The organism is Cupriavidus ulmosensis (genome assembly GCF_977008105.1).
The window spans coordinates 2763469-2783956 of record NZ_CDRMWP010000001.1; the positions used below are offsets into that span (position 1 = coordinate 2763469).

Annotated in this window: 21 protein-coding genes and 1 tRNA gene; 7 read left to right on the plus strand and 15 right to left on the minus strand. The window is 69.0% G+C overall.

Translation table 11 applies throughout. The features are described from left to right. Nucleotides 1-83: 83 nt before the first annotated feature. Together ACWTPI_RS12555 and gloB are read right to left on the minus strand one after the other, a co-directional pair. A complete protein-coding gene (locus tag ACWTPI_RS12555) occupies nucleotides 84-1793 on the minus strand; it encodes a transglycosylase SLT domain-containing protein (protein ID WP_454731782.1) in 1710 nt (569 codons plus the stop codon). 161 nt (nucleotides 1794-1954) lie between these two features. Beyond that, complete coding sequence (gene gloB, locus ACWTPI_RS12560) at nucleotides 1955-2758, minus strand: hydroxyacylglutathione hydrolase (protein ID WP_454731783.1); 804 nt, start codon at nucleotides 2756-2758, stop codon at nucleotides 1955-1957. A 10-nt stretch (nucleotides 2759-2768) separates the two neighbouring features. Between gloB and ACWTPI_RS12565 the strand changes: the two genes are divergently transcribed. The 5 genes from ACWTPI_RS12565 to ACWTPI_RS12585 all read left to right on the plus strand — a co-directional run bounded on the left by ACWTPI_RS12565 (nucleotide 2769) and on the right by ACWTPI_RS12585 (nucleotide 5658). Then, nucleotides 2769-3557 carry a class I SAM-dependent methyltransferase gene (locus tag ACWTPI_RS12565; RefSeq protein WP_029044380.1) on the plus strand — a complete coding sequence of 263 codons (789 nt, stop codon included), beginning with the start codon at nucleotides 2769-2771 and terminating at the stop codon, nucleotides 3555-3557. 85 nt (nucleotides 3558-3642) lie between these two features. Beyond that, the gene (gene rnhA, locus ACWTPI_RS12570; protein ID WP_029044381.1) at nucleotides 3643-4083 is read left to right on the plus strand and encodes a ribonuclease HI; all 441 of its coding nucleotides are present in this window, start codon (nucleotides 3643-3645) and stop codon (nucleotides 4081-4083) included. Between the two features lie 50 nt (nucleotides 4084-4133). Then, nucleotides 4134-4865, plus strand: a complete 732-nt coding sequence (gene dnaQ, locus ACWTPI_RS12575) for a DNA polymerase III subunit epsilon (RefSeq protein ID WP_454731784.1) — start codon at nucleotides 4134-4136, stop codon at nucleotides 4863-4865. A 155-nt stretch (nucleotides 4866-5020) separates the two neighbouring features. Further along, a tRNA-Val gene (locus tag ACWTPI_RS12580) sits at nucleotides 5021-5095 on the plus strand. 239 nt (nucleotides 5096-5334) lie between these two features. Beyond that, nucleotides 5335-5658 carry a hypothetical protein gene (locus ACWTPI_RS12585; RefSeq protein ID WP_454731785.1) on the plus strand — a complete coding sequence of 108 codons (324 nt, stop codon included), beginning with the start codon at nucleotides 5335-5337 and terminating at the stop codon, nucleotides 5656-5658. A gap of 30 nt (nucleotides 5659-5688) precedes the next feature. Here ACWTPI_RS12585 and ACWTPI_RS12590 read toward each other — a convergent pair whose 3' ends face one another. From ACWTPI_RS12590 to ACWTPI_RS12605, 4 genes are all read right to left on the minus strand, one after another. Further along, the gene (locus ACWTPI_RS12590; protein ID WP_020206649.1) at nucleotides 5689-6804 is read right to left on the minus strand and encodes an NADH:flavin oxidoreductase/NADH oxidase; all 1116 of its coding nucleotides are present in this window, start codon (nucleotides 6802-6804) and stop codon (nucleotides 5689-5691) included. Between the two features lie 124 nt (nucleotides 6805-6928). Continuing rightward, on the minus strand, nucleotides 6929-7552 hold the full coding sequence (locus tag ACWTPI_RS12595; protein WP_454731786.1) for a TetR/AcrR family transcriptional regulator: 624 nt from the start codon (nucleotides 7550-7552) through the stop codon (nucleotides 6929-6931). 135 nt (nucleotides 7553-7687) lie between these two features. After that, complete coding sequence (gene waaC, locus ACWTPI_RS12600; protein ID WP_454731787.1) at nucleotides 7688-8686, minus strand: lipopolysaccharide heptosyltransferase I; 999 nt, start codon at nucleotides 8684-8686, stop codon at nucleotides 7688-7690. Between the two features lie 101 nt (nucleotides 8687-8787). Beyond that, complete coding sequence (locus tag ACWTPI_RS12605; protein ID WP_059413316.1) at nucleotides 8788-9393, minus strand: cysteine hydrolase family protein; 606 nt, start codon at nucleotides 9391-9393, stop codon at nucleotides 8788-8790. A gap of 145 nt (nucleotides 9394-9538) precedes the next feature. Between ACWTPI_RS12605 and ACWTPI_RS12610 the strand changes: the two genes are divergently transcribed. Then, a complete protein-coding gene (locus ACWTPI_RS12610; protein WP_454731788.1) occupies nucleotides 9539-10411 on the plus strand; it encodes a LysR family transcriptional regulator in 873 nt (290 codons plus the stop codon). Between the two features lie 69 nt (nucleotides 10412-10480). Here the strand turns inward: ACWTPI_RS12610 and ACWTPI_RS12615 are convergent, their stop codons facing one another. The 8 genes from ACWTPI_RS12615 to ACWTPI_RS12650 form a co-directional block, all read right to left on the minus strand. Continuing rightward, nucleotides 10481-11071 carry a TetR/AcrR family transcriptional regulator gene (locus tag ACWTPI_RS12615; RefSeq protein ID WP_020206654.1) on the minus strand — a complete coding sequence of 197 codons (591 nt, stop codon included), beginning with the start codon at nucleotides 11069-11071 and terminating at the stop codon, nucleotides 10481-10483. Between the two features lie 133 nt (nucleotides 11072-11204). Next, nucleotides 11205-11912, minus strand: coding sequence for a hypothetical protein (locus tag ACWTPI_RS12620; protein WP_059413416.1), 708 nt, complete (start codon nucleotides 11910-11912; stop codon nucleotides 11205-11207). A 495-nt stretch (nucleotides 11913-12407) separates the two neighbouring features. Next, nucleotides 12408-14138 (minus strand): ABC transporter substrate-binding protein, encoded by a 1731-nt coding sequence (locus ACWTPI_RS12625; protein ID WP_454732476.1) that lies wholly within the window; start codon nucleotides 14136-14138, stop codon nucleotides 12408-12410. Between the two features lie 118 nt (nucleotides 14139-14256). Next, nucleotides 14257-14565, minus strand: coding sequence for a DUF2160 domain-containing protein (locus ACWTPI_RS12630; protein ID WP_020202337.1), 309 nt, complete (start codon nucleotides 14563-14565; stop codon nucleotides 14257-14259). 124 nt (nucleotides 14566-14689) lie between these two features. Continuing rightward, entirely contained in the window at nucleotides 14690-15511 is an 822-nt protein-coding gene (locus ACWTPI_RS12635) for a carbohydrate ABC transporter permease (protein ID WP_020202336.1), read from the minus strand. Then, nucleotides 15504-16397, minus strand: a complete 894-nt coding sequence (locus ACWTPI_RS12640) for a carbohydrate ABC transporter permease (RefSeq protein ID WP_029043452.1) — start codon at nucleotides 16395-16397, stop codon at nucleotides 15504-15506. The genes ACWTPI_RS12635 and ACWTPI_RS12640 overlap by 8 nt, the downstream gene beginning before the upstream one ends. A 5-nt stretch (nucleotides 16398-16402) precedes the next feature. Next, nucleotides 16403-17509 (minus strand): ABC transporter ATP-binding protein, encoded by a 1107-nt coding sequence (locus ACWTPI_RS12645; protein ID WP_059413415.1) that lies wholly within the window; start codon nucleotides 17507-17509, stop codon nucleotides 16403-16405. A 1-nt stretch (nucleotide 17510) separates the two neighbouring features. Next, nucleotides 17511-18614 carry an ABC transporter ATP-binding protein gene (locus ACWTPI_RS12650; protein WP_454731789.1) on the minus strand — a complete coding sequence of 368 codons (1104 nt, stop codon included), beginning with the start codon at nucleotides 18612-18614 and terminating at the stop codon, nucleotides 17511-17513. Nucleotides 18615-18770: 156 nt separating this feature from the next. On the opposite strand from ACWTPI_RS12650, the gene ACWTPI_RS12655 reads away from it, so the two are divergent. Further along, nucleotides 18771-19538 (plus strand): DeoR/GlpR family DNA-binding transcription regulator, encoded by a 768-nt coding sequence (locus ACWTPI_RS12655; RefSeq protein ID WP_020202332.1) that lies wholly within the window; start codon nucleotides 18771-18773, stop codon nucleotides 19536-19538. A gap of 73 nt (nucleotides 19539-19611) precedes the next feature. On the opposite strand, the gene purU is transcribed toward ACWTPI_RS12655, so the two are convergent. After that, nucleotides 19612-20478 carry a formyltetrahydrofolate deformylase gene (purU, locus tag ACWTPI_RS12660; RefSeq protein WP_020202331.1) on the minus strand — a complete coding sequence of 289 codons (867 nt, stop codon included), beginning with the start codon at nucleotides 20476-20478 and terminating at the stop codon, nucleotides 19612-19614. Between the last annotated feature and the right edge of the window lie 10 nt (nucleotides 20479-20488).

The window sequence follows — 20488 nt, forward strand, 5'->3', positions numbered from 1 at the left end:
CGCCGCGCGGCAAACAAAAAGGGCGTGCCTGCGCGGCACGCCCTTGATATAGCGCAAACCCGGTGCGGGCCAGGCCCGCGCCCTCAGCGCGTGTGCGCCTTGCCCGAGGCCTTGGCCGGGCCCGCCGTCCGGGCGGCGGGCTTGGCGGCGGCGCCCTTGGTCGTCGCCACCGCTGCCACCGCCGGCGCGGCCTTGGCGGACGATGCCCGCGCCGGCGCCTTGGCCGCCACGGCCGCGCCCTTGCGCGGCACCGCCTGCACCTCCACGCGCTGACGCGCGCCGCGGCCGCCCTTGCCGGGCGCCGACGCGCGCACCGGCTCGACCGCGCGCACCGGCACCAGCGCCGACGCGGTCGACGGCAGCGCCGGCGCGCTGGCGAAGCGGCTCGCCGCCGGCACCATCACCACCAGGCTCTGCCCCGCCACCAGCTTGGTGCCGGACAGCTTGTTCCAGGACTGCACCTGGCCCGCCGACACGCCATAGCGGCGCGCCACCGTGGCCACCGTGTCGCGCCGCCCGGCGCGCACCACGATGCGGCGCGCGTCCGGCACGTCCGGCTCCACCGCCATCATGGCGCTCTCGGCCAGCGTGGCGCTGATGTCCTGGTTGTGCTCGCCCGAGCGCGGCACCACCACCGTGGAGCCGGCCTTGAGCCGCATGCCCTTGGGAATGCGGTTGATGTCGCGGATGGTGTCGGCGTCGATGTTCAGCCGCGCCGCCAGCGACTCGATGCGCTCGCGGTTGTCCACCGTCACCGCGGTCCAGCTCGACAGCCCGCCCCGGTAGGTGTTGAGGTTGTACTGGAAGCGCTCGGCGTTGTCGAAGGGCAGCAGGATCTGCGGGTTGGCCGCGCCCAGGATCACCGGCCGGTTGAACGACGGGTTGAGCGCCTTGAACTCGTCGAGCGGCAGGTTGGCCAGCTTGGCCGCCAGCGTGACGTCGATGTCGCGCGAGGTCGTCACCGTGACGAAGTACGGGTGGTCCGGGATGTCCGGCAGCTTGACCCCGTACGACTGCGGGTTGGCGATGATGTTCTTGACCGCCTGCAGCTTGGGCACGTAGTAGCGCGTCTCGTTGGGCATGCTCAGGCTGGCGTAGTCGGTCGGCAGCCCGCGCGCCTGGTTGCGCGCGATGGCGCGCGAGACCGCGCCCTCGCCCCAGTTGTAGGCGGCCAGCGCCAGTTGCCAGTCGCCGAACATGTCGTACAGCCGGGCAAGGTAGTCGAGCGCGGCGTCGGTGGAGGCCAGCACGTCGCGCCGCTCGTCGCGGAACATGTTCTGCTTGAGGTTGTAGGTCTTGCCGGTGCTCGGGATGAACTGCCACATGCCGGCGGCCTTGGCGGTGGACTCGGCCTGCGGGTTGAACGCGCTCTCCACGAACGGCAGCAGCGCCAGCTCGGTGGGCATCTTGCGCCGCTCCAGCTCCTCGACGATGTGATACAGGTAGCGGCTCGAGCGCCCCACCATCCGCTCCATGTAGTCCGGCCGCTGCGCGTACCACTGCGTGCGGTCGTCGACCAGCGTGCCTTCCAGGTCGGGCATGGCGAAGCCGCGGCGGATGCGGCCCCAGATGTCGTTCGACGGGCCGCGCAGCCAGTCGAGGCTGTCGCTGTCGACGTTGATGACGGAAGCGCTGTTGATCGAGTTGAGCGGATCGGGCTTCGAGACAGCCGGTCTGGTTGCGGAGGCGGTCGCGGTGCCGCCGTCGGCGGCTTCAGGCGGCGTTGGCGTGCTGGCGCACGCTGCTAGCAGCGTGGCACACGCAAATACCGCCAGTAATCGACCAATTTTCATTAAGTTCTCAAATCGTGACGCTAAAAATTTGCCTGATGCTAAAAAAATCCGGCTTTCGCGTCAATGAAATTCTCCCCGCCGCGGCGGCGGGCAGGCCGGCGCGGCGGGCAATGGATGCGGCGGGCGCAGGCCAGGCAAAGGCTGGCGGGCGCCGCGCGCAATCAGCGGAAATTGTCCTTCCAGCCGCGCAGCGCGCCGAAGGCCGCCGCGTCGTCGCCGGCGGGACCGCCCGCGTGGGCGGCCACCGCCCGGCGCACGCCGGGCTCGCGCGAGCGCAGGAACGGATTGACCTCGCGCTCCTGCGCCACCGTGGTCGGCACGGTCGGCGTGCCGGCCGCGCGCAGCGCCTCCACGCGCGCCTCCCACGCCGCCAGCGCGGCATTGTCCGGCTCCACCGCGCGGGCAAAGCGGACGTTGCTGCGAGTGTACTCGTGCGCGCAGTAGACGCGCGTGCCTCCAGGCAGCGCGGCCAGCTTGTCGAGCGAGGCCAGCATCTGCGCCGGCGTGCCCTCGAACAGGCGCCCGCAGCCGCTGGCGAACAGCGTGTCGCCGCAGAACACCGCGCGGCCCGCGCCCGGCAGGTCGGCCACGTAGGCGACGTGGCCGGCGGTGTGGCCCGGCACGTCCAGCACGCGCAACCGCATGGCGGGATGGGCCACGTCCGCCGTGTCGCCCTCGCGCACGGCCACGGTACGCCCGCCGATGCGCTCGCCGGCCGGCCCGATCACCGGCAGCGGCGCGCCGTCCGGCGCCGCCGGGTGTGCCGCCAGCAGCTCCGCCACGCCGCCCTGGTGATCGCCGTGATGGTGGGTGATTACAATAGCGCCCAGGGCCAGCCCGTGGCGCGCCAGGTAAGCCTCCACCGGCGCAGCCTCGCCCGGGTCCACCACGGCGGCGCAGTGACCGTCGTGGATCGCCCAGATATAGTTATCCTGGAATGCGGGAATCGGCTCCACCTTCAACATGCGTGCTCCTATGTCCAAGCGTCCGATTATAAGTTGGGAAGACTGGCTTGCCTCGCCACCCGGGCAGTACATGCTGCAATGGGAGCAGACCCAGTACGACCGGACCGTCACGGACATCTTCGGCTACCACGCCGTGCAGCTCGGCCTGCCCCACATCGACACCCTGCGCGAGAACCGCATGCCGTTCTCCGCACTCGCGCTCGCGCCCGGCAGCGGCCCCCACGGCCCGCGCGCCCAGGCCGACGCGCGCCAGTTGCTGTGCCGCTTCGACGAACTGCCGTTCGAGACGCAAAGCATCGATCTCGTCACCCTGCCGCACGTGCTGGAATTCTCCGAAGACCCGCACGAAGTGCTGCGCGAGGTCTCCCGCGTGCTCATGCCCGAAGGCCGCGTGGTCGTCACCTGCTTCAACCCGATGAGCCTGTGGGGCGCGCGCCAGGGCCTCAAGCGGCTCGGCGCCGACCCGTTCCTGCCGCACGACAGCCAGTCGATCGGCTTCGTGCGCATCAAGGACTGGCTCAAGCTGCTCGGATTCGATATCATCCGCGGCCGCTTCGGCTGCTATTGTCCGCCCTATCGCACCGAGCGCTGGCTGCAGCGCGCCGCCTTCATGGAAAAGGCCGGCGACCGCTGGTGGCCGATCTTCGGCTCCGTCTACATGATCTCGGCGGTCAAGCGCGTGCGCAACATCCGCCTGGTCGGCCCCGCGTGGAAGACCAAGCCCGCGCTGTCGCCGGTCGCCGCGCCGGTGGCCACGCCCACCGGCACCCACGGCAAGTCGCCCGGCGACGAGCACTGAACGCCACCGACTCTTTACCGAACAACCCGGCGGGCGCCGCCACAGGCCGCCCGCCCCAGCAGCGAACTCCATGTCAAGCAACGAAATCGAAGACGTCATCATCTACTCGGACGGCGCCTGCAAGGGCAATCCCGGCCGCGGCGGCTGGGGCGCCGTGCTGGTCGCCGGCAGCAACGAAAAGGAACTGTTCGGCGGCGAGCACAACACCACCAACAACCGCATGGAGATGACCGCCGTCATCGAAGCGCTGCGCGCGCTCAAGCGGCCCTGCCGCGTGGCGGTCTACACCGACTCGCAATACGTGCAGAAAGGCATCGGCGAATGGCTGCCCGGCTGGAAGGCGCGCGGCTGGAAGACCGCCGACAAGAAGCCGGTCAAGAACGCCGACCTCTGGCAGGAAATGGACAAGCTCGCCCAGGGCCACGACATCTCCTGGCACTGGGTGCGCGGCCACAACGGCCACCCCGGCAACGAACGCGCCGACGCCCTCGCCAACCGCGGCGTGGCCTCGCTCAAGCAACAGTAACCCACGCGGCGGCGGCCGGCCGCCGCGCCCCACCGGTTAGAATGCCCGCCATGCGACAGATCGTACTCGACACCGAAACCACCGGCCTCAACGCCGCCGGCGGCGACCGCCTGATTGAAATCGGCTGCGTGGAGCTGCTCAACCGCCGCCTCACGGGCCGCCACCTGCACTTCTACGTCCACCCCGAGCGCGACATCGACGAAGGCGCGATCGCCGTGCACGGCATCACGCTCGAATTCCTGGCCGACAAGCCCAAGTTCGCCGAGGTTGCCCTCGAGATCCGCGACTTCATCCAGGACGCCGAGCTGATCATCCACAACGCGCCGTTCGACCTTGGCTTCCTCGACATGGAATTCAAGCTGGTCGGCCTGCCGCCGTTCCGCGAACACGCCGGCAGCGTGATCGACACCCTGCGCGAAGCCCGCCAGATGTTCCCCGGCAAGCGCAACTCGCTCGACGCGCTGTGCGACCGCCTCGGCGTCAGCAACGCGCACCGCACGCTGCACGGCGCACTGCTCGACGCGGAACTGCTGGCCGAGGTCTACCTCGCCATGACGCGCGGCCAGAACTCGCTGGTGATCGACATGCTCGAAGGCGGCGGCGAGGAAAGCGGCGCGGTGGCCGCCGCCGACCTCTCCCGCCTGGCGCTGCCCGTGCTGATGGCCAGCGACGAGGAAATCGAAGCCCACCTCGGCGTGCTCAAGCAGCTCGACAAGGCCAGCGGCGGCAAGGTGGTATGGAAGGAACCGCCGCCCGAAACCGATGCCGTCCAGGCCGCGTAGACCGGCATGGGGCGCCCCACGCAAGGGCAGCGGCAGCCCCGTGGATGTGCCGCACCACTTTCTTGAAGAAATTTCCAAGAAAGGGCTTTACAAGATACAGAGGTGCCGGCATAATTTCGTTTCTCTGCAGCACGGCAGCAACAACGCAGCAGCAGGGGTGGTTAGCTCAGCGGTAGAGCACTGCCTTCACACGGCAGGGGTCACAGGTTCAATCCCTGTACCACCCACCAGAATTCGGTGAAGAACGAAGGACTTGAGGCGACAGCCCAAGTCCTTTTTTCTTTGGTGCGTCTCCGGTGCGCCGCGCGCATGCGCAAGTCAATGGCCCGTGGCATTGCCGCGCCGCCGCCCGCCTGTCTTTCCAGAAATCCCCCACCCCCGGTTCAGATTTTTCCGCCTGAATCCGCCCGCCACCTGCCGTAAATCTGGAACCGTCGCGCCGAAGGCGCATGCATGACGACGATCCGGAATGAAAAAAACATCTCGATGGATGCTCGCGGCCAGATGGCTGCTGACGCTGCTCCTCGGCTTTATCAGCCTCCTGATGATCGCCGAGCTTTGGGGCAGCGCTTTTCCGCCGGACCAGGCCGGCGGCGTGCTCGGCCCGGTGAGCGCGCTCCACGCCCACCGCTCGCGCGAGCATTATTTCGCCGCCTGCGCGATCATCCTGGCCGCGGCCCTGTCGGCGTTGTGGGCGCTGTGGGCCACGCGGCGCGACCTGTGGCTGCGCTGCCTGGCCGGCGCGCCCATCCTGACGATCTGGATACTGTCGTTCCTCAACAGCCTGGACTGAACGCGCATGCCGGCCAGCAACGCCGCCTCGTCAACGCTGCCCGAAGCTCGCATCGATGAACAAGTCCTTGTACTCGCGCGGCTGCGAGCGCCAGTACTGCTTGGGCGCGTGCACCTGCGCGCCGAGCTTGGCGGCGGCATGCCACGGCCAGCGCGGGTCGTAGAGCATGGCGCGCGCCAGCGACACGGCGTCGGCCTCGCCGTTGGCGATGATGGCTTCGGCCTGCTCGGGTTCGGTGATCAGGCCCACGGCGATGGTGGGCAGGCCCACTTCGGCCTTGACCCGCTGGGCGTAGGGCACCTGGTAGCCCGGCCCGAGCTTGATGGCCTGCGCCGGCGAGACGCCGCCGGTGGTGACGTGGATGGCCGCGCAGCCGCGCGCCTTGAGTACCTTGGACAGCGCCACCGTGCCTTCGATGTCCCAGCCGCCCGGCACCCAGTCGGTGGCGGAGATGCGCGCCCACACGGGCTTGTCGGCCGGGAACGCGGCGCGCACCGCGTCGAACACTTCGACCGGGAAGCGCATGCGGTTTTCGAGGCTGCCGCCGTATTCGTCGTCGCGCTTGTTGGCCAGCGGCGAGAGGAACTGGTGCAGCAGGTAGCCGTGCGCGGCGTGGATCTCGATGCCGTCGAGGCCCAGGCGCGCGGCGCGCTTCGCCGCGGCGACGAAGTCGTCGCGGACCTTGTCCATGCCGGCGCGGTCGAGCGCGTGCGGCGGGTCTTCGCCTTCGGCGTGCGGCACGGCGGAGGGCGCCACCGTCTTCCAGCCGCGCGGCTGGTCGGGGCGGATCTGCAGGCCGCCGTCCCACGGCGCGTGGCTGGAGGCCTTGCGCCCGGCGTGGGCGAGCTGGATGGCGATGGCGATCGGCGCGTGCGCGCGGGCGGCGGCGAGCACCTTGCCCAGCGCGGCTTCGTTGGCGTCCGAGTAGAGGCCGAGGTCCTGCGGCGTGATGCGCCCTTCCGGCGAGACCGCGGAGGCTTCGATGATCAGCAGCCCCGCGCCGGAGATGGCGAGCTGGCCGAGGTGAATCATGTGCCAGTCGCCGGCGGAGCCGTCCTCGGCCGAGTACTGGCACATGGGCGCGATGGTGATGCGGTTTTCAAGCCGCAGGTTGCCGATGGAGAGCGGCTGGAAAAGTTGACTCATGGGATGGGGTCCTTGTGGTCTGGGGCATGCACGGTGCTCGCGTGCGGGAATGCCGACCATTCTAGGACGCCTGCGCGTTTCGCGCCGGACGCGGCAACGGGTCTTGCCGCAACGGGTCCTGCCGCTATTGCGGGCGCTGCCCGCCATCCGCGGCCGGCAGCGGCGGCAGCCCCAGCAGGCCGAGCGTCGGGCTGACCGCGCCTTCGAGCAGCGCGCGCCGCGGCTCGATCCGCGCCAGCACGCGCAGGCCCAGCAGCACGGCCAGCAGGTGCGTGGCGGCGGCTTCGGGCGGCAGCAGCGGCGGGATCTCGCCGCTGCCCTGCCCCGCCACCATGCAGCGCCGGAAGAACGCGCGCATCTGATCCAGCTCGGCGACGATGGCGGCCTGCAGGTCCTCGTCGTCGGGCGTCGATTCCACCGCGGCGTTGACCAGCATGCAGCCGCGATGCTGCTGGTCCGAGAGCGAGCGTTCGATCACCTCGGACATGAAGGCGGTGATGGCCGCGCCCGGCGGCAGCACGGATTCGACGCGGCGCATGCGCTCGTGCAGCGTGCGGGTGAGGTAGTGGTCCAGCGCGCGCCGGTAGAGGCCGCGCTTGTCGCCGAAGGCGTTGTAGAGGCTGGGTTGCGTCAGGCCCGTGAGCCGGACCAGGTCGCGCATGGAGGTGGCTTCGAAGCCGCGGGCCCAGAAAGCGTCTCCCGCGGCTTCCAGCACCTGCCGTTCATCGAATTCGCGGGGTCGCGCCATGAGGGTTCCTTGCCGTTTGCGTCGTCTGCTGCATCCGCCCCAAGAAATGGTCGTTTCCCGGCAGCCGGTACGGATCGATTATATATCGGACGATACACAACGCAAGCGCGGGGCCGGCGCGGCCCGGGCAAGCGCTCAGGCCGTGTGCGCGGCGCCTGCCTGACGGCTGCGCTCGCCCGCGGTGACATGATCGATGGCGTCGAGCACTTCCGCGACTTCCGGCACCATGCCTTTCGCGCCCACGGAGACGGACTGGCCCGGCGTATTGATGCCGAAATGCTGGCTGTCCGTCACCGTGAACAACATCACCGAGGGCTTGCCGAGCGCGTCGGCGAGATGGACGAAGCCGGTATCGGTGCCGACCACCAGCGCGGCGGCGTCGACGCGCTGCGCGCATTCGGTGATGGTCATGCGCGGCAGCACTTCCGCGCCCGGGATCTCGGCGGCCAGCGCCTCGGATTCCGCGCGCTCGGCCGGCGAGCCCCACGGCAACTGGATCCTGTAGCCGCGCGCCGTCAGCTCCCTGCCGACCGCGATCCAGCGCTGCGCCGGCCATTTCTTGGCTTCGACCGAGGTGGCGTGGAACAGCATCGCGCGCGGCTGGCCGTCGGCGTTGAGCGGCGTGGCCGGCGCCGGCACGCGCAGGGCGTAGTGCTCGGCCGGCTCGATCGGGTAGCCGAGCGCGTTGGCCACCACCATGCGCATCTTGTAGCGGGCCGTGGCGTCGCCGTGCGGCCCGAAGATCTGGGTGTAGGCGAACACGGCGCGCGCCTCGCCGAGATACTCGGCGGCGTAGCCGAGCCGGCGACCCGAGCGCGCCAGCCACGCCACGATGGCGCTCTTGTAGACGCCATGCACGTCCACCACCACGTCGTACTTTTCCCGGCGCAGTTGCCACAGCGCGCCGATGATGGCGCGCAGGTCGGCCCAGCTGCGCGACTTCTTGAAACCCCGCAGCGGCGGCGCGATCACGCGGTCCACGCCCACCGCCCAGCGCGGGATGTCCGCGCAGGAGGCGTCCGCCACCCAGTCGATCTTGGCCTCGGGATAGGCGCGGCGCAGGTCGGACACCAACGGCAACGTGTGGACCATGTCACCCAGCGAGGTGATCTTGATGACGAGAATGCGTTTCATGGGGCGGTCGGAATGGCTGAGGAATGGGGCCGGAGGGGGGCCGGCGAGGCCGTAGTATGCACCAGCCCGCCCCGCCGGCGCACCTCCGCCGCCCGCGCGCTTCAGTCCCAGGCCGCCGGGCCGGCCACCACGGTGGCGAAGCGGTCGTGCAGCGCGGCCAGCGCCGCGCGGTGGACCTCGGCCGCCGCCAGCGGCGCGCCGCCGAGCGGATCGGGCAGGTCGCGCGTGGCGCAGGCCGCGGCGACCACGGTGCTGCGATAGCCGTGGTCGAGCGCCGAGCGCACCGTGGCGCTGATGCACATATGGGTCTGGAAGCCGCCCACGATCAGCTCCTTGCGGCCAAGCTGCGCGAGCAGCGCGGCCAGCGTGGTGCCGGCGAAGCTGTTGGGCAGCCCCTTGGCCACGGTGTGCTCGCCGTCGCGCGCGTCGAGGCCTTCGATCAGCGCGGCATAAGGGCCTTCCGGGTCGAACGCGCCGCCGCTGCCGGCGCGGCCGTGATGCACCACGTGCACCACCGGGCTGCCGTGGCGGCGCGCGAGCGCCAGCAGTTCGGCGCAGGCCGCGACGGCGGCGGGCATGCCGGCCAGCGGCAGCTTGCCGTCCACGTATTCGCGCTGGTGGTCGACCAGCACCAGCGTGGCTGCCTGCCAGGCCGAAGGGGCGCGGCTGGCGCCGGCGAGGTCGAGCAGGGTGAAGGGTGCGGGCATGGTGGCTCCTTTTGATGTGGCCGCGCCGGCAGTCCGGTCGCGACGGGGTCCGGGCGGCTTGCCGGTGCCGCCGGGATGGTCGGTGTGCAGGCGATGATAGGGCGCGCTATGCTGTCCGGCAATTCTCAATCCGCTCACATCCGCCGTGCAAAAACGTTCACTGCATTGGGACGACCTGCTGACCTTGTCCACGCTGATCCGCACCGGCAACTACTCGGCCTGCGCGCGCGAGCTGGGCGTGACGCACGCCACCGCGATCCGCCGCGTGCGGCGGCTGGAAAGCGCGCTCGGCAAGCCGGTGGCCACGCGCACCGACGGCGCCTTCGCGCTCTCGGCCGCGGGCCGCGCGGCGCTGGCGGCGGCGCAGCAGATGGAGCATTCGGCCGAGCGCCTGCTGCGCGCGGTGGAGGACGCCGGCGCCGGCGTCTCGGGGGTGGTCGGCATTGCCTGCACGGCGGCGCTCGGCAGCCATTTCCTCACGCCGCGGCTGGCGGCGCTGTACCGCGCGCATCCGCAGCTCGAGGTCAGGCTGGAGACCGACAACCGCGTGGCCAGCCTGGCGCGGCGGCGCGCGCACATCGCGGTGCGGCTGGCGCGCCCGCAGGAGAGCGACGTGATCGCGCAGCGCGCGGGCAGCATGGGCTACGGCCTCTATGCGCCGGCGCGGCCGCCGGGCAGCGGACCGTGGCCGGAGGAAGCACTGGCGGCGGCGCCGCTGTGCGGCCTGCTCGACGAAGGGCTGGCGCTGCCGGAATCGGAATGGACGCGCCGCGCCGGCGCGCGCGCCGGCTTCCAGTCCAACAACATGCTGGCCGTGCACGAGGCGGTCTGCGGCGGGCTCGGCATCGGGCTGCTGCCGCACCATCTGGCGCGCGGCGACGCGCGGCTGGAACTGGTGCGCGACGTGCCCGAAGTGGTCAGGGAAATCTGGCTGGCCTATCCGCGCGAGTTCCGCGGCGCGTCGCGCTTCCGGCCGGTGATCGACTGGCTGGCGCGCGCGCTCGCGGAATGTCCGTGAGCGCCACGCCGGCACGCCACGCACGACGCCCGCCGGGTGGCGGGCGCCGGTACTGCGCAAGGCCGGGCTTCAGGCCGGCACGGGTTCGGCCACGGGGCCCGACACCGCCACCGTCAGCAGGTCGGCCGCGGCCTTGATCCGCTGCGGCGCGCCGAACAGCCGCGCCACCACCAGCCCGTTCTGCAAGGCGCCGAGCACGGCCTGCGCCATCGTCTGCGGCGCCAGCGCCGCGGGCTTGTGCTGCGCGGCCTGCACGCTTTCCAGCAGGCGCGTGAGCCACGTCTCGTTCACGCGGTAGAACTCCTTGAGCACGCGGTGCACCGGCTCGGGCAGCAGCAGCGCCTCGGTCGACAGCATGCCGACCAGGCAGATGCGGTCCCCGCCCGCCGAATCGAGCCACGGCTGGAGGAATTCGCGGGCCTGGTCCTCGGGCGGCAGGCCGGTGTCGATATGGCGCACGTGGTCGCAGATGCGGGCGCTGTACTCCGTCACCGCCGCCTGCACGAGGTCTTCCTTGGTCGGGAAGTAGTAATGGATGCTGGACGTCTTGACGCCCACGCGCTCGGCCAGGTCGCGATAGCTGAAACCATTGAAACCCCGCTGCCGGACCAGCACCAGGGTGTGCTCGAGCAGTTGTTCGCGTACGGATAGGGTTTTCATCTGGCATTTGTCCGCTGTTGGGCGGACCCTCTCGACTGTCAAAGCCAATCACGCAGCGAAAGACCGCGGATGGCGGCCCCTCGCTGCGCCCTTCCCCGCCCCGGGTCGCGGGAGCGGGGAACCGTCATGCCGCTCAGGCGTTGGCGCCTTCGGTGAAGACGTCGAACTTGCCGGTGCGGGCGCCGTCGGTGAAGGCGTCGCGGTTGCCGCTGCGCGCCGGGGTTGCCGACACGCCGCTGCGGTCCAGGCCCGCGACCAGCGCGCCGTCGGTGAACGGGTCGGCCTTGCCGGTACGAGCGCCATCGGTGTAGGCGTCACGGTTGCCGATGCGGGCACCGTCGGTAAAGGCATCACGGTTGCCGCTGCGCGCCGGCGTCGCCGACACGCCGCTGCGGTCGAGGCCGGCTACCAGCGCACCATCGGTGAACGGGTCAGCCTTGCCGGTGCGCGCGCCATCGGTGTACGCATCACGGTTGCCGATGCGGGCACCGTCGGTAAAGGCATCGCGGTTGCCGCTGCGCGCCGGCGTCGCCGACACGCCGCTGCGGTCAAGACCCGCGACCAGCGCGCCGTCGGTGAACGGGTCGGCCTTGCCGGTGCGGGCGCCGTCGGTGTACGCATCACGGTTGCCGGTGCGGGCGCCGTCGGTATAGCCATCGCGGTTGCTGATGCGCGCGCCGTCGGTGTAGGCGTCGCGGGCATCGGTGCGGAACACGTAGCCGTACTTGTCGCCGGCGAAGCTGCTGTCCTTGGGGCCCGAGGCTTGTGCCTGGCCAGCCACGAAGGCGGCGGCGAGGGTGGCGGCGGTGATGACGGTCTTGGCGATGAGCTTGGCGTTCATGATCTTCTCCATTTCACATTGAGGATCCGCGCTGGGGCGGAATCGAATCGGTAAGGCGCGCTGGAGTCCGGCGTTTCTCTTGCTGTTATCTACTAGTAGATAGATGACTTGGGCAAAAAAAACGGGGAGTCCCCGGGTACTGCGCTGGATCCTCTTTCCTGCTTCAGCGTTCTGGCTGGGGCGGAGCAGCGGCTTCCATGACCCGAATATTATCTACTGGTAGATAGATAGTCAAGGAATTTTCCGAAAAATCGTTGAGGAGGTCTGGATGTCGGTATTGCTGCACTCGATGGGGGTGCCGGCTGTGCTGGCGCCGGGATCGCAGGAAACAACCGAGAAACGGTTGCGTTCGGGCTGCCGATGAAGCCGGCTTGCTGCCTGTGGTCTCCTCTCTCCCACAAGTGGGAGAGAGGAGCAAACCCCCGGGCAACGCGGGAATGGGCTGCGCGGCGGGACGTGCCCGGCAATCGGGTACGAGACACGCCCTGCACGCGCTCAGCGCACCCTGCCCTCCTTCCAGGCCTGCAGCAGCTTGTCGTAGGCGATGGTCTCGCCCTTCGGCTTTTCGTTGGCCAGCTTCTTCCACGGCGCGTGGTCGTCCGACAGCCACTTGGCCGGATCGCTCTTGGCGTTCAGCTTGGGCGCGCAGTTGCTCATGCCGGCGCGCTGCAGCCGCGCCATGACCTGGTCCATTTCCTCGGCGAGGTTGTCCATCGCGGACTGCGGTGTCTTCTCGCCGGTCACGGCGGTGGCCACGTTCTTCCACCAGAGCTGGGCCAGCTTCGGGTAATCCGGCACGTTGGTGCCGGTCGGCGTCCAGGCCACGCGGGCCGGGCTGCGGTAGAACTCGATCAGGCCGCCGTACTGCGCCGCGTTCTTGGTCAGGTATTCGTGGTGGATGTCGCTGTCGCGGATGAAGGTCAGGCCGGTGAGCGACTTCTTCAGCGAGACCGTCTTCGAGGTCACGAACTGCGCGTACAGCCACGCCGCCGCGAGCCGGTTGGGATCGGTGTTCTTGAAGAAGGTCCACGAACCCACGTCCTGGTAGCCGTTCTGCATGCCCTGTTTCCAGTACGGGCCGTAGGGCGACGGCGCCATGCGCCACTTGGGCGTGCCGTCGGGGTTGACCACCGGCAGGCCCTTCTTGGTCATGTCGGCGGTGAAGGCCGTGTACCAGAAGATCTGCTGCGCCACCTGCCCCTGCGCCGGCACCGGCCCGGCCTCGGAGAAGGTCATGCCCATCGCCTGCGGCGGCGCGTACTTCTTCATCCAGTCGATGTACTTGGTGAGCGCGTAGACCGCGGCCGGGCTGTTGGTGGCGCCGCCGCGCGACACCGAGGCGCCTTCGGGCGTGCACTTGTCCGTGCCCACGCGAATGCCCCATTCGTCCACCGGCATGCCGTTGGGCAGGCCCTTGTCGGCGGCGCCGGCCATCGACAGCCACGCATCGGTGAAGCGCCAGCCCAGCGACGGGTCCTTCTTGCCGTAGTCCATGTGGCCGTAGACCTTCTTGCCGTCGAGCTCCTTGACGTCGTTGGAGAAGAAGCTGGCGATGTCCTCGTAGGCCGACCAGTTGGTGGGCACGCCGAGGTCGTAGCCGTACTTGGCCTTGAACTTGTCCTGCAGGTCCTTGCGCGCGAACCAGTCGGCGCGGAACCAGTACAGGTTGGCGAACTGCTGGTCGGGCAGCTGGTAGAGCTTGCCGTCGGGCGCGGTGGTGAACTTGGTGCCGATGAAATCCTTCACGTCCAGGCCGGGATTGGTCCATTCCTTGCCGGCGCCGGCCATGTAGTCGGTCAGCGGCAGGATGGCGCCGTAGCGGTAATGCGTGCCGATCAGGTCGGAGTCGGAGATCCAGCCGTCGTAGATGGACTTGCCGGACTGCATCGAGGTCTGCAGCTTCTCCACCACGTCGCCTTCCTGGATGATGTCGTGGTTGACCTTGATGCCGGTGATTTCCTCGAAGGCCTTGGCCAGCGTCTTGGATTCGTACTCGTGGGTGGTGATGGTCTCCGAGACCACGTTGACCTGCGTGATGCCCTTGGCCTTGAGCTTGGCCGCGGCGTCGATGAACCACTTCATTTCGGCGAGCTGCTTGTCCTTGGACAGCGACGACGGCTGGAACTCGCCGTCGACCCACTTCTTCGCCTCGGCCTCGCCTGCCCATGCGGCGTGGCCGCAGGCCAGCGCAGCCGCGCAGGCCAGGGCCGTCATGCCCAGTTTCACGTGCACCTTCATGAACGTCTCCTCGAGAATCCCCCTCCCTGCTCTTTGTCTGGGCTGCGGCCCGGGAAGGTACAGGCCGCCATGCCCATCGACGAGATTGCCGTCGCTTTATGCTTTCTCAGCCCTTGCGCATCACCAGGGCCAGCACCAGCATCGACGCCACGAAGCTGATCCAGATCGAGGGTTCCTCGGCCAGCGAGAACCACGCCATCATCTTCTCGCCCAGCCCCACCCACGCCAGGTTGATCCACGCGGCGCACATCAGGCCGATGAACAGGCGGTCGCCGCGCGTGGTGGCGATCGGCAGGAAACCCTTGCGCTCGAGCGTGGGCGCGCGCGTCTCCCACACGGTCATGCCGATCAGCATCAGCACCACGCAGACGAAGAACACGGCCACCGGGGTGGTCCACACCATCCAGCTCAGCATTGCCTCTCCTTGGAGGTCGTTTCAAAATGAAGCAAAGCGGTCCTGGCCAGGCGCGCGGCCGCGGGCAGTACAACCGGTACGACAAGGCCGCGCAACGACGCCAGGATCTTTTTGAAACGACGTCTTAAACGCGCCCCATCGCGAAGCCCTTCGCGATGTAGTGCCGCACGAACCAGATCACGATGCCGCCCGGCACGATGGTCAGCACGCCCGCCGCGGCCAGCACGCCCCAGTCCATGCCCGAGGCCGACACCGTGCGCGTCATGGTGGCGACGATGGGCTTGGCGTTGACCGAGGTCAGCGTGCGCGCCAGCAGCAGCTCCACCCAGCTGAACATGAAGCAGAAGAACGCCGCCACGCCGACGCCCGCCTTGATCAGCGGCAGGAAGATGGTCAGGAAGAAGCGCGGGAACGAGTAGCCGTCCACGTACGCGGTCTCGTCGATCTCGCGCGGCACGCCGGACATGAAGCCTTCCAGGATCCACACCGCCAGCGGCACGTTGAACACCAGGTGCGCGAGCGCCACGCCCAGGTGCGTGTCCATCAGGCCGATGGTGGTGTAGAGCTGGAAGAACGGCAGCAGGAACACCGCCGGCGGCGTCATGCGGTTGGTCAGCAGCCAGAAGAACACGTGCTTGTCGCCGATGAAGCGATAGCGCGAGAACGCATAGGCCGCGGGCAGCGCCACCGTGATCGAGATCACGGTGTTCATGGCCACGTAGATCATCGAGTTGACATAGCCGGAGTACCACGACGCATCGGTGAAGATGGTCTTGTAGTGGTCCAGCGTGAAGTCGTTCGGCCACAGCGACAGCGTGGAGACGATCTCCTCGTTGGACTTGAACGACATGTTCAGCATCCAGTAGATCGGCAGCACGGCGAACACCAGGTAGGCCACGAGGAAGATGGCGCGGCCATAGGCCGCGCGCCGCTGGGCGTCACGCATGGGGCATGTCCTCGCTGCCGGCGCTACCGGCGGTACCCGCGCGCTGCATCCAGTTGTAGAGGACGAAGCACATGAGCAGGATGATGAGGAAATAGACGATCGAGAACGCCGCCGCCGGGCCCAGGTCGAACTGGCCCACGGCCTTCTGCGTCAGGTACTGCGACAGGAAGGTGGTGGCGTTGCCGGGCCCGCCGCCGGTCAGCACGAACGGCTCGGTGTAGATCATGAAGCTGTCCATGAAGCGCAGCAGCACCGCGATCATCAGCACGCCGCGCAGCTTGGGCAGCTGGATGTAGCGGAACACCGCCAGGCGCGAGGCGCCGTCGATCTGCGCGGCCTGGTAGTAGGCGTCGGGAATCGCGCGCAGGCCGGCGTAGCACAGCAGCGCCACCAGCGGCGTCCAGTGCCACACGTCCATCACCAGCACCGTGACCCAGGCGTCGACCGCGCTGCCGGTGTAGTTGTAGTCGAAGCCCAGTCCGGCGAGCGCGGCGCCGAGCAGGCCGATGTCGGTGCGCCCGAAGATCTGCCAGATGGTGCCCACCACGTTCCACGGGATCAGCAGCGACAGCGCGATCACCACCAGCACCGCCGAGGCCTTCCACCCCTTCGCCGGCATCGACAGCGCCAGCAGGATGCCCAGCGGGATCTCCACCGCCAGCACCGCGAGCGAAAAGCCGAGCTGGCGCAGCAGCGCGTCGTGCAGCTCGCCGTCGCGCAGCACGGTGCGGAACCACTCGGTGCCGACGAACACGCGCCGCTCGGGCGAGATGATGTCCTGCACCGAGTAGTTGACGATGGTCATCAGCGGCAGGATGGCGGAGAACGCCACGCACAGCACCACCGGGATCACCAGCAGCCAGGCCTTCTGGTTGACGGGCTTCAGCGTGCTCATGCCACCAGCTCCTCGTTGACGTAATAACAGGTATGGCGGTTGAACACCGACAGCCACACGGTCTGGCCCGGCGCCAGCCCGGCGGCCTCGTTGCCGAGCCGCGCGCGCACCAGCGCGGGCGCGCCGCCGGCGTCCTGCACGGTGGCCGTGACCAGCCAGTAGGTGCCGATGTCCTGCGCGCGCTCCACGCGCGCCGGCAGCGCCTGCGGATCGTTGCCGGCGGCCAGCCGCAGGTATTCCGGGCGCACCCCCACCTTGAAGCCGCCGGCGGCCCCCAGCGCGACGGCCGCCGGCGCGGCCAGCTCGGGCATGTAGCGCCGCCCGGCGATCTCGATGGCGCCGTCGCGCCACTGCGCGTCCAGGAAATTCATGCCGGGCGAGCCGATGAAGTTGCCGACGAAGGTATGCGCGGGCCGCTCGAACAGCGCGTCGGCCGAGCCCACCTGCACCGCCTTGCCGCGCGACATCACCAGCACCTGCTCGGCGAAGGTGAGCGCCTCGGTCTGGTCGTGCGTGACGTAGATCAGCGTGAGGCGGAACTCGTGGTGGATCTCCTTGAGCTTGCGCCGCAGCTGCCATTTGAGGTGCGGGTCGATCACCGTCAGCGGCTCGTCGAACAGGATCGCCGAGACGTCCTGCCGCACCAGCCCGCGGCCCAGCGAGATCTTCTGCTTGGCGTCGGCGGCCAGCCCGCTGGCGCGCCGGTCCAGCGACGCGGACAGGTCCAGCATCTCGGCCACGCGGCCCACGCGCTGCCTGACCTGGGCCGGGGCCACGCCGCGGTTGCGCAGCGGGAAGGCGAGGTTCTCGCCCACCGTCATGGTGTCGTAGATCACCGGGAACTGGAACACCTGGGCGATGTTGCGCGCCTGCGGCGTGGCCGCGGTCACGTCGCGCCCGTCGAACGCGATGGTGCCGTGCGACGGCCGCAGCAGGCCGGAGATGCAGTTGAGCAGCGTGGTCTTGCCGCAGCCGGACGGCCCCAGCAGCGCATACGCGCCGCCGTCCTCGAAGGTGAACTTCAGCGGCAGCAGCGCGTAGTCTTCGTCGGACTGCGGGTCCGGGCGGTAGGAATGGGACAGGTCGAGGTCGATGCGCGCCATGTCAGGCTCCCCGCCCCGCGGCCAGCGGCGCCGCCGCGCGCTGCGGCCGCGCCGGCGCATGGATGCGCTTGCCGGCCGCGTCGAACAGATACAGTTGCGCCGGGTCGAGCTGCAGCGTGAGCGGCGCGCCCAGCTGCAGGTCGACCACGCCCGGGAACTGCGCCACCAGGTTGCCGACCGGCGAGTCCATGTGCACGAAGGTGTCCGAGCCAGACAGCTCGGCCAGCGCCACCGTGCCCGCCACCGGCACCATGCCGGACGCGGCGTCCAGCCGCAGCGCGCCGGCGCGCACGCCCACCGTCACCGGGCCGGCGTGGGCCGCGGCCGCCGGCAGCGGCACGGCGATGCCACCCGGCAGGGTCACGATCCCGCCGCGCAGGTCGCCGGCCATCAGGTTCATCGGCGGATCGCTGAACGCGCGCGCCACGCGCAGTGAGTCGGGATAGTGGAAGACGTCCGGCGTGGGGCCGTATTGCAGCAGCTCGCCCGCGTCCAGCACGGCGGTGTGGCCGCCCAGCAGCAGTGCCTCGCCGGGCTCGGTGGTGGCGTAGATCACGGTGGCGTCGCCATGCGCGAACAGTTGCGTGAGCTCCTCGCGCAATTCCTCGCGCAGCTTGTAGTCCAGGTTCACCAGCGGCTCGTCGAGCAGCATCAGCGGCGCGCCCTTGGCCAGCGCGCGCGCCAGCGCCACGCGCTGCTGCTGCCCGCCCGACAGCTCGGCCGGCAGGCGATCGAGCTGGTGGTCGATGTGCAGCCGCGCCGCCAGCGCCCGCACCTGGGCGCCGATGTCCTTCGCGCGGCGCAGCCTGAGCGGCGAGGCGATATTGTCGAAGACGTTCAGCGAGGGATAGTTGATGAACTGCTGGTAGACCATCGACACGTTGCGCTCGCGCACCGGCACGCCGGTCACGTCCGCGCCGTCCACCTCCACGCGCCCGGCGCTGGGCCGGTCCAGCCCCGCCATGACCCGCATCAGCGAGGTCTTGCCGGCCTGCGTGGCGCCCAGCAGGATGGTCACGGCGCCCGGCACGGGCGCCAGCGACATGGGATACAGATACGCCTGCGAACCTGCGTGCTGGGCGATGCCTTCCAATCTGAGCTGCATCGGGTCTCCGGATTCGTATGCTCACCGCATCACATGAACAGCGATGATGCGGACGCACAAACTTTTGCTTTCCGCTCGTTTTAGTGCAAAAACGAACATAAAACAATCATGCACCGCATCATTTGTTTTCGTTTGTGTTTGAACTAGAATGCCGGCATGACCTTGAATCCACGCCAGACCGCCCTGCTCGAAGAGGTACGCAGCCAGGGCTTCGCCTCCATCGACGAACTCGCCCGCAAGTTCGGCGTGACCCTGCAGACGGTCCGCCGCGACGTCAACCTGCTGGCCGGCAACGGCATGCTGGCGCGCTTTCACGGCGGCGTGCGGGTGGAGGGGTCGACCGTGGAGAACATCGCCTACCGGCAGCGGCAGGTGCTCAACGCCGAGGGCAAGGCGCGCATCGCGCGCGCGGTGGCCGGCGCGGTGCCGGAGGGCTGCTCGCTGATCCTGAACATCGGCACCACGGTGGAGGAGATCGCGCGCGAGCTGATCCACCACCGCGGCCTGCGCGTGATCACCAACAACCTGAACGTGGCCAGCATCCTGGCCGACAACCCCGACTGCGAGGTCATCGTGGCCGGCGGCGTGCTGCGCTCGCGCGACCGCGGCATCGTGGGCGAGGCCACGGTGGAGTTCATCCGCCAGTTCAAGGTGGACATCGGCCTGATCGGCATCTCGGGCATCGAGGCCGACGGCACGCTGCGCGACTACGATTTCCGCGAAGTGAAGGTGGCGCGGACCATCATCGAGCATTCGCGCGAGATCTGGCTGGCGGCCGACGCCAGCAAGTTCAACCGCCAGGCGATGGTGGAGCTGGCGCACCTGTCGGAGATCGACCGGCTGTTTACCGACGAGCCGCTCAAGCCGCCGTTCGGGCAGATGCTGGAAGACAGCGGAGTGAGCTGTGTGGTCGCCCGGGACTGAACGCGGCGGCCTGCGGCGCGCGCGCCATGCGCGCGGGCCGGGCGCGGGACGCGCCGGCCATGCGCGAGCGGGCTTACTTGAAGACGATGGTCTTGTGGCCGTTGATGAGGATGCGGTGCTCGGCGTGCCATTTGACCGCGCGCGCCAGCGCCACGCACTCCACGTCGCGGCCCACCGCGGTGAGCTGCTCGGGAGCCATGCTGTGGTCCACGCGCTCGATCTCCTGCTCGATGATCGGGCCTTCGTCGAGGTCCGCCGTGACGTAGTGCGCGGTGGCGCCGATCAGCTTCACGCCGCGGTCGTGCGCCTGGTAGTACGGCTTGGCGCCCTTGAAGCTGGGCAGGAACGAATGGTGGATGTTGATGGCGCGCCCGGCCAGCTTGCGGCACAGGTCGTCGCTGAGCACCTGCATGTAGCGCGCCAGCACCACCAGGTCGATGTTCTGCTCGCGCACCACCTCGAACACCTTGGCTTCCTGCGCGGCCTTCTGCTCGGCGGAGCTGTTCATCAGCGGCAGGTGGAAGAACGGGATGTCGTAGGACGCGGCGAGCTGGTAGAAGTCGCGGTGGTTCGACACGATGGCGGCGATCTCCACCGGCAGGCCGCTGGCCTTGGCGCGGAACAGCAGGTCGTTGAGGCAATGGCCGATCTTCGACACCATGATCATCACGCGCGGCTTGACGCTGGCGTCGAACAATTCCCACTGCATGCCGAACTGGTCGCCAATCGGGGCGAACGCGGCCTTGAGCGCGGCCAGGTCGGGACCGCCCGCGCTCGGCGTGAAATGCACGCGCATGAAGAAGCGGCCGGTGAATTCATCGCCGAACTGGTCGGAGTCGACGATGTTGCAGCCGTGCTGGAACAGCAGGCCCGAGACGGCATGGACGATGCCCGGCTGGTCCGGGCAGGAAATGGTGAGAATGAATCCGGTATTGCTCATCGTGTGTGGT

Bases quoted from the DNA above. Each gene is read 5' to 3' on its own strand.
- ACWTPI_RS12555 (WP_454731782.1), bottom strand. From the start codon at position 1,793: ATGAAAATTGGTCGATTACTGGCGGTATTTGCGTGTGCCACGCTGCTA.
- gloB (WP_454731783.1), bottom strand. From the start codon at position 2,758: ATGTTGAAGGTGGAGCCGATTCCCGCATTCCAGGATAACTATATCTGG.
- ACWTPI_RS12565 (WP_029044380.1), top strand. From the start codon at position 2,769: ATGTCCAAGCGTCCGATTATAAGTTGGGAAGACTGGCTTGCCTCGCCA.
- dnaQ (WP_454731784.1), top strand. From the start codon at position 4,134: ATGCGACAGATCGTACTCGACACCGAAACCACCGGCCTCAACGCCGCC.
- ACWTPI_RS12585 (WP_454731785.1), top strand. From the start codon at position 5,335: ATGAAAAAAACATCTCGATGGATGCTCGCGGCCAGATGGCTGCTGACG.
- ACWTPI_RS12590 (WP_020206649.1), bottom strand. From the start codon at position 6,804: ATGAGTCAACTTTTCCAGCCGCTCTCCATCGGCAACCTGCGGCTTGAA.
- ACWTPI_RS12595 (WP_454731786.1), bottom strand. From the start codon at position 7,552: ATGGCGCGACCCCGCGAATTCGATGAACGGCAGGTGCTGGAAGCCGCG.
- waaC (WP_454731787.1), bottom strand. From the start codon at position 8,686: ATGAAACGCATTCTCGTCATCAAGATCACCTCGCTGGGTGACATGGTC.
- ACWTPI_RS12605 (WP_059413316.1), bottom strand. From the start codon at position 9,393: ATGCCCGCACCCTTCACCCTGCTCGACCTCGCCGGCGCCAGCCGCGCC.
- ACWTPI_RS12615 (WP_020206654.1), bottom strand. From the start codon at position 11,071: ATGAAAACCCTATCCGTACGCGAACAACTGCTCGAGCACACCCTGGTG.
- ACWTPI_RS12620 (WP_059413416.1), bottom strand. From the start codon at position 11,912: ATGAACGCCAAGCTCATCGCCAAGACCGTCATCACCGCCGCCACCCTC.
- ACWTPI_RS12630 (WP_020202337.1), bottom strand. From the start codon at position 14,565: ATGCTGAGCTGGATGGTGTGGACCACCCCGGTGGCCGTGTTCTTCGTC.
- ACWTPI_RS12635 (WP_020202336.1), bottom strand. From the start codon at position 15,511: ATGCGTGACGCCCAGCGGCGCGCGGCCTATGGCCGCGCCATCTTCCTC.
- ACWTPI_RS12645 (WP_059413415.1), bottom strand. From the start codon at position 17,509: ATGGCGCGCATCGACCTCGACCTGTCCCATTCCTACCGCCCGGACCCG.
- ACWTPI_RS12650 (WP_454731789.1), bottom strand. From the start codon at position 18,614: ATGCAGCTCAGATTGGAAGGCATCGCCCAGCACGCAGGTTCGCAGGCG.
- ACWTPI_RS12655 (WP_020202332.1), top strand. From the start codon at position 18,771: ATGACCTTGAATCCACGCCAGACCGCCCTGCTCGAAGAGGTACGCAGC.
- purU (WP_020202331.1), bottom strand. From the start codon at position 20,478: ATGAGCAATACCGGATTCATTCTCACCATTTCCTGCCCGGACCAGCCG.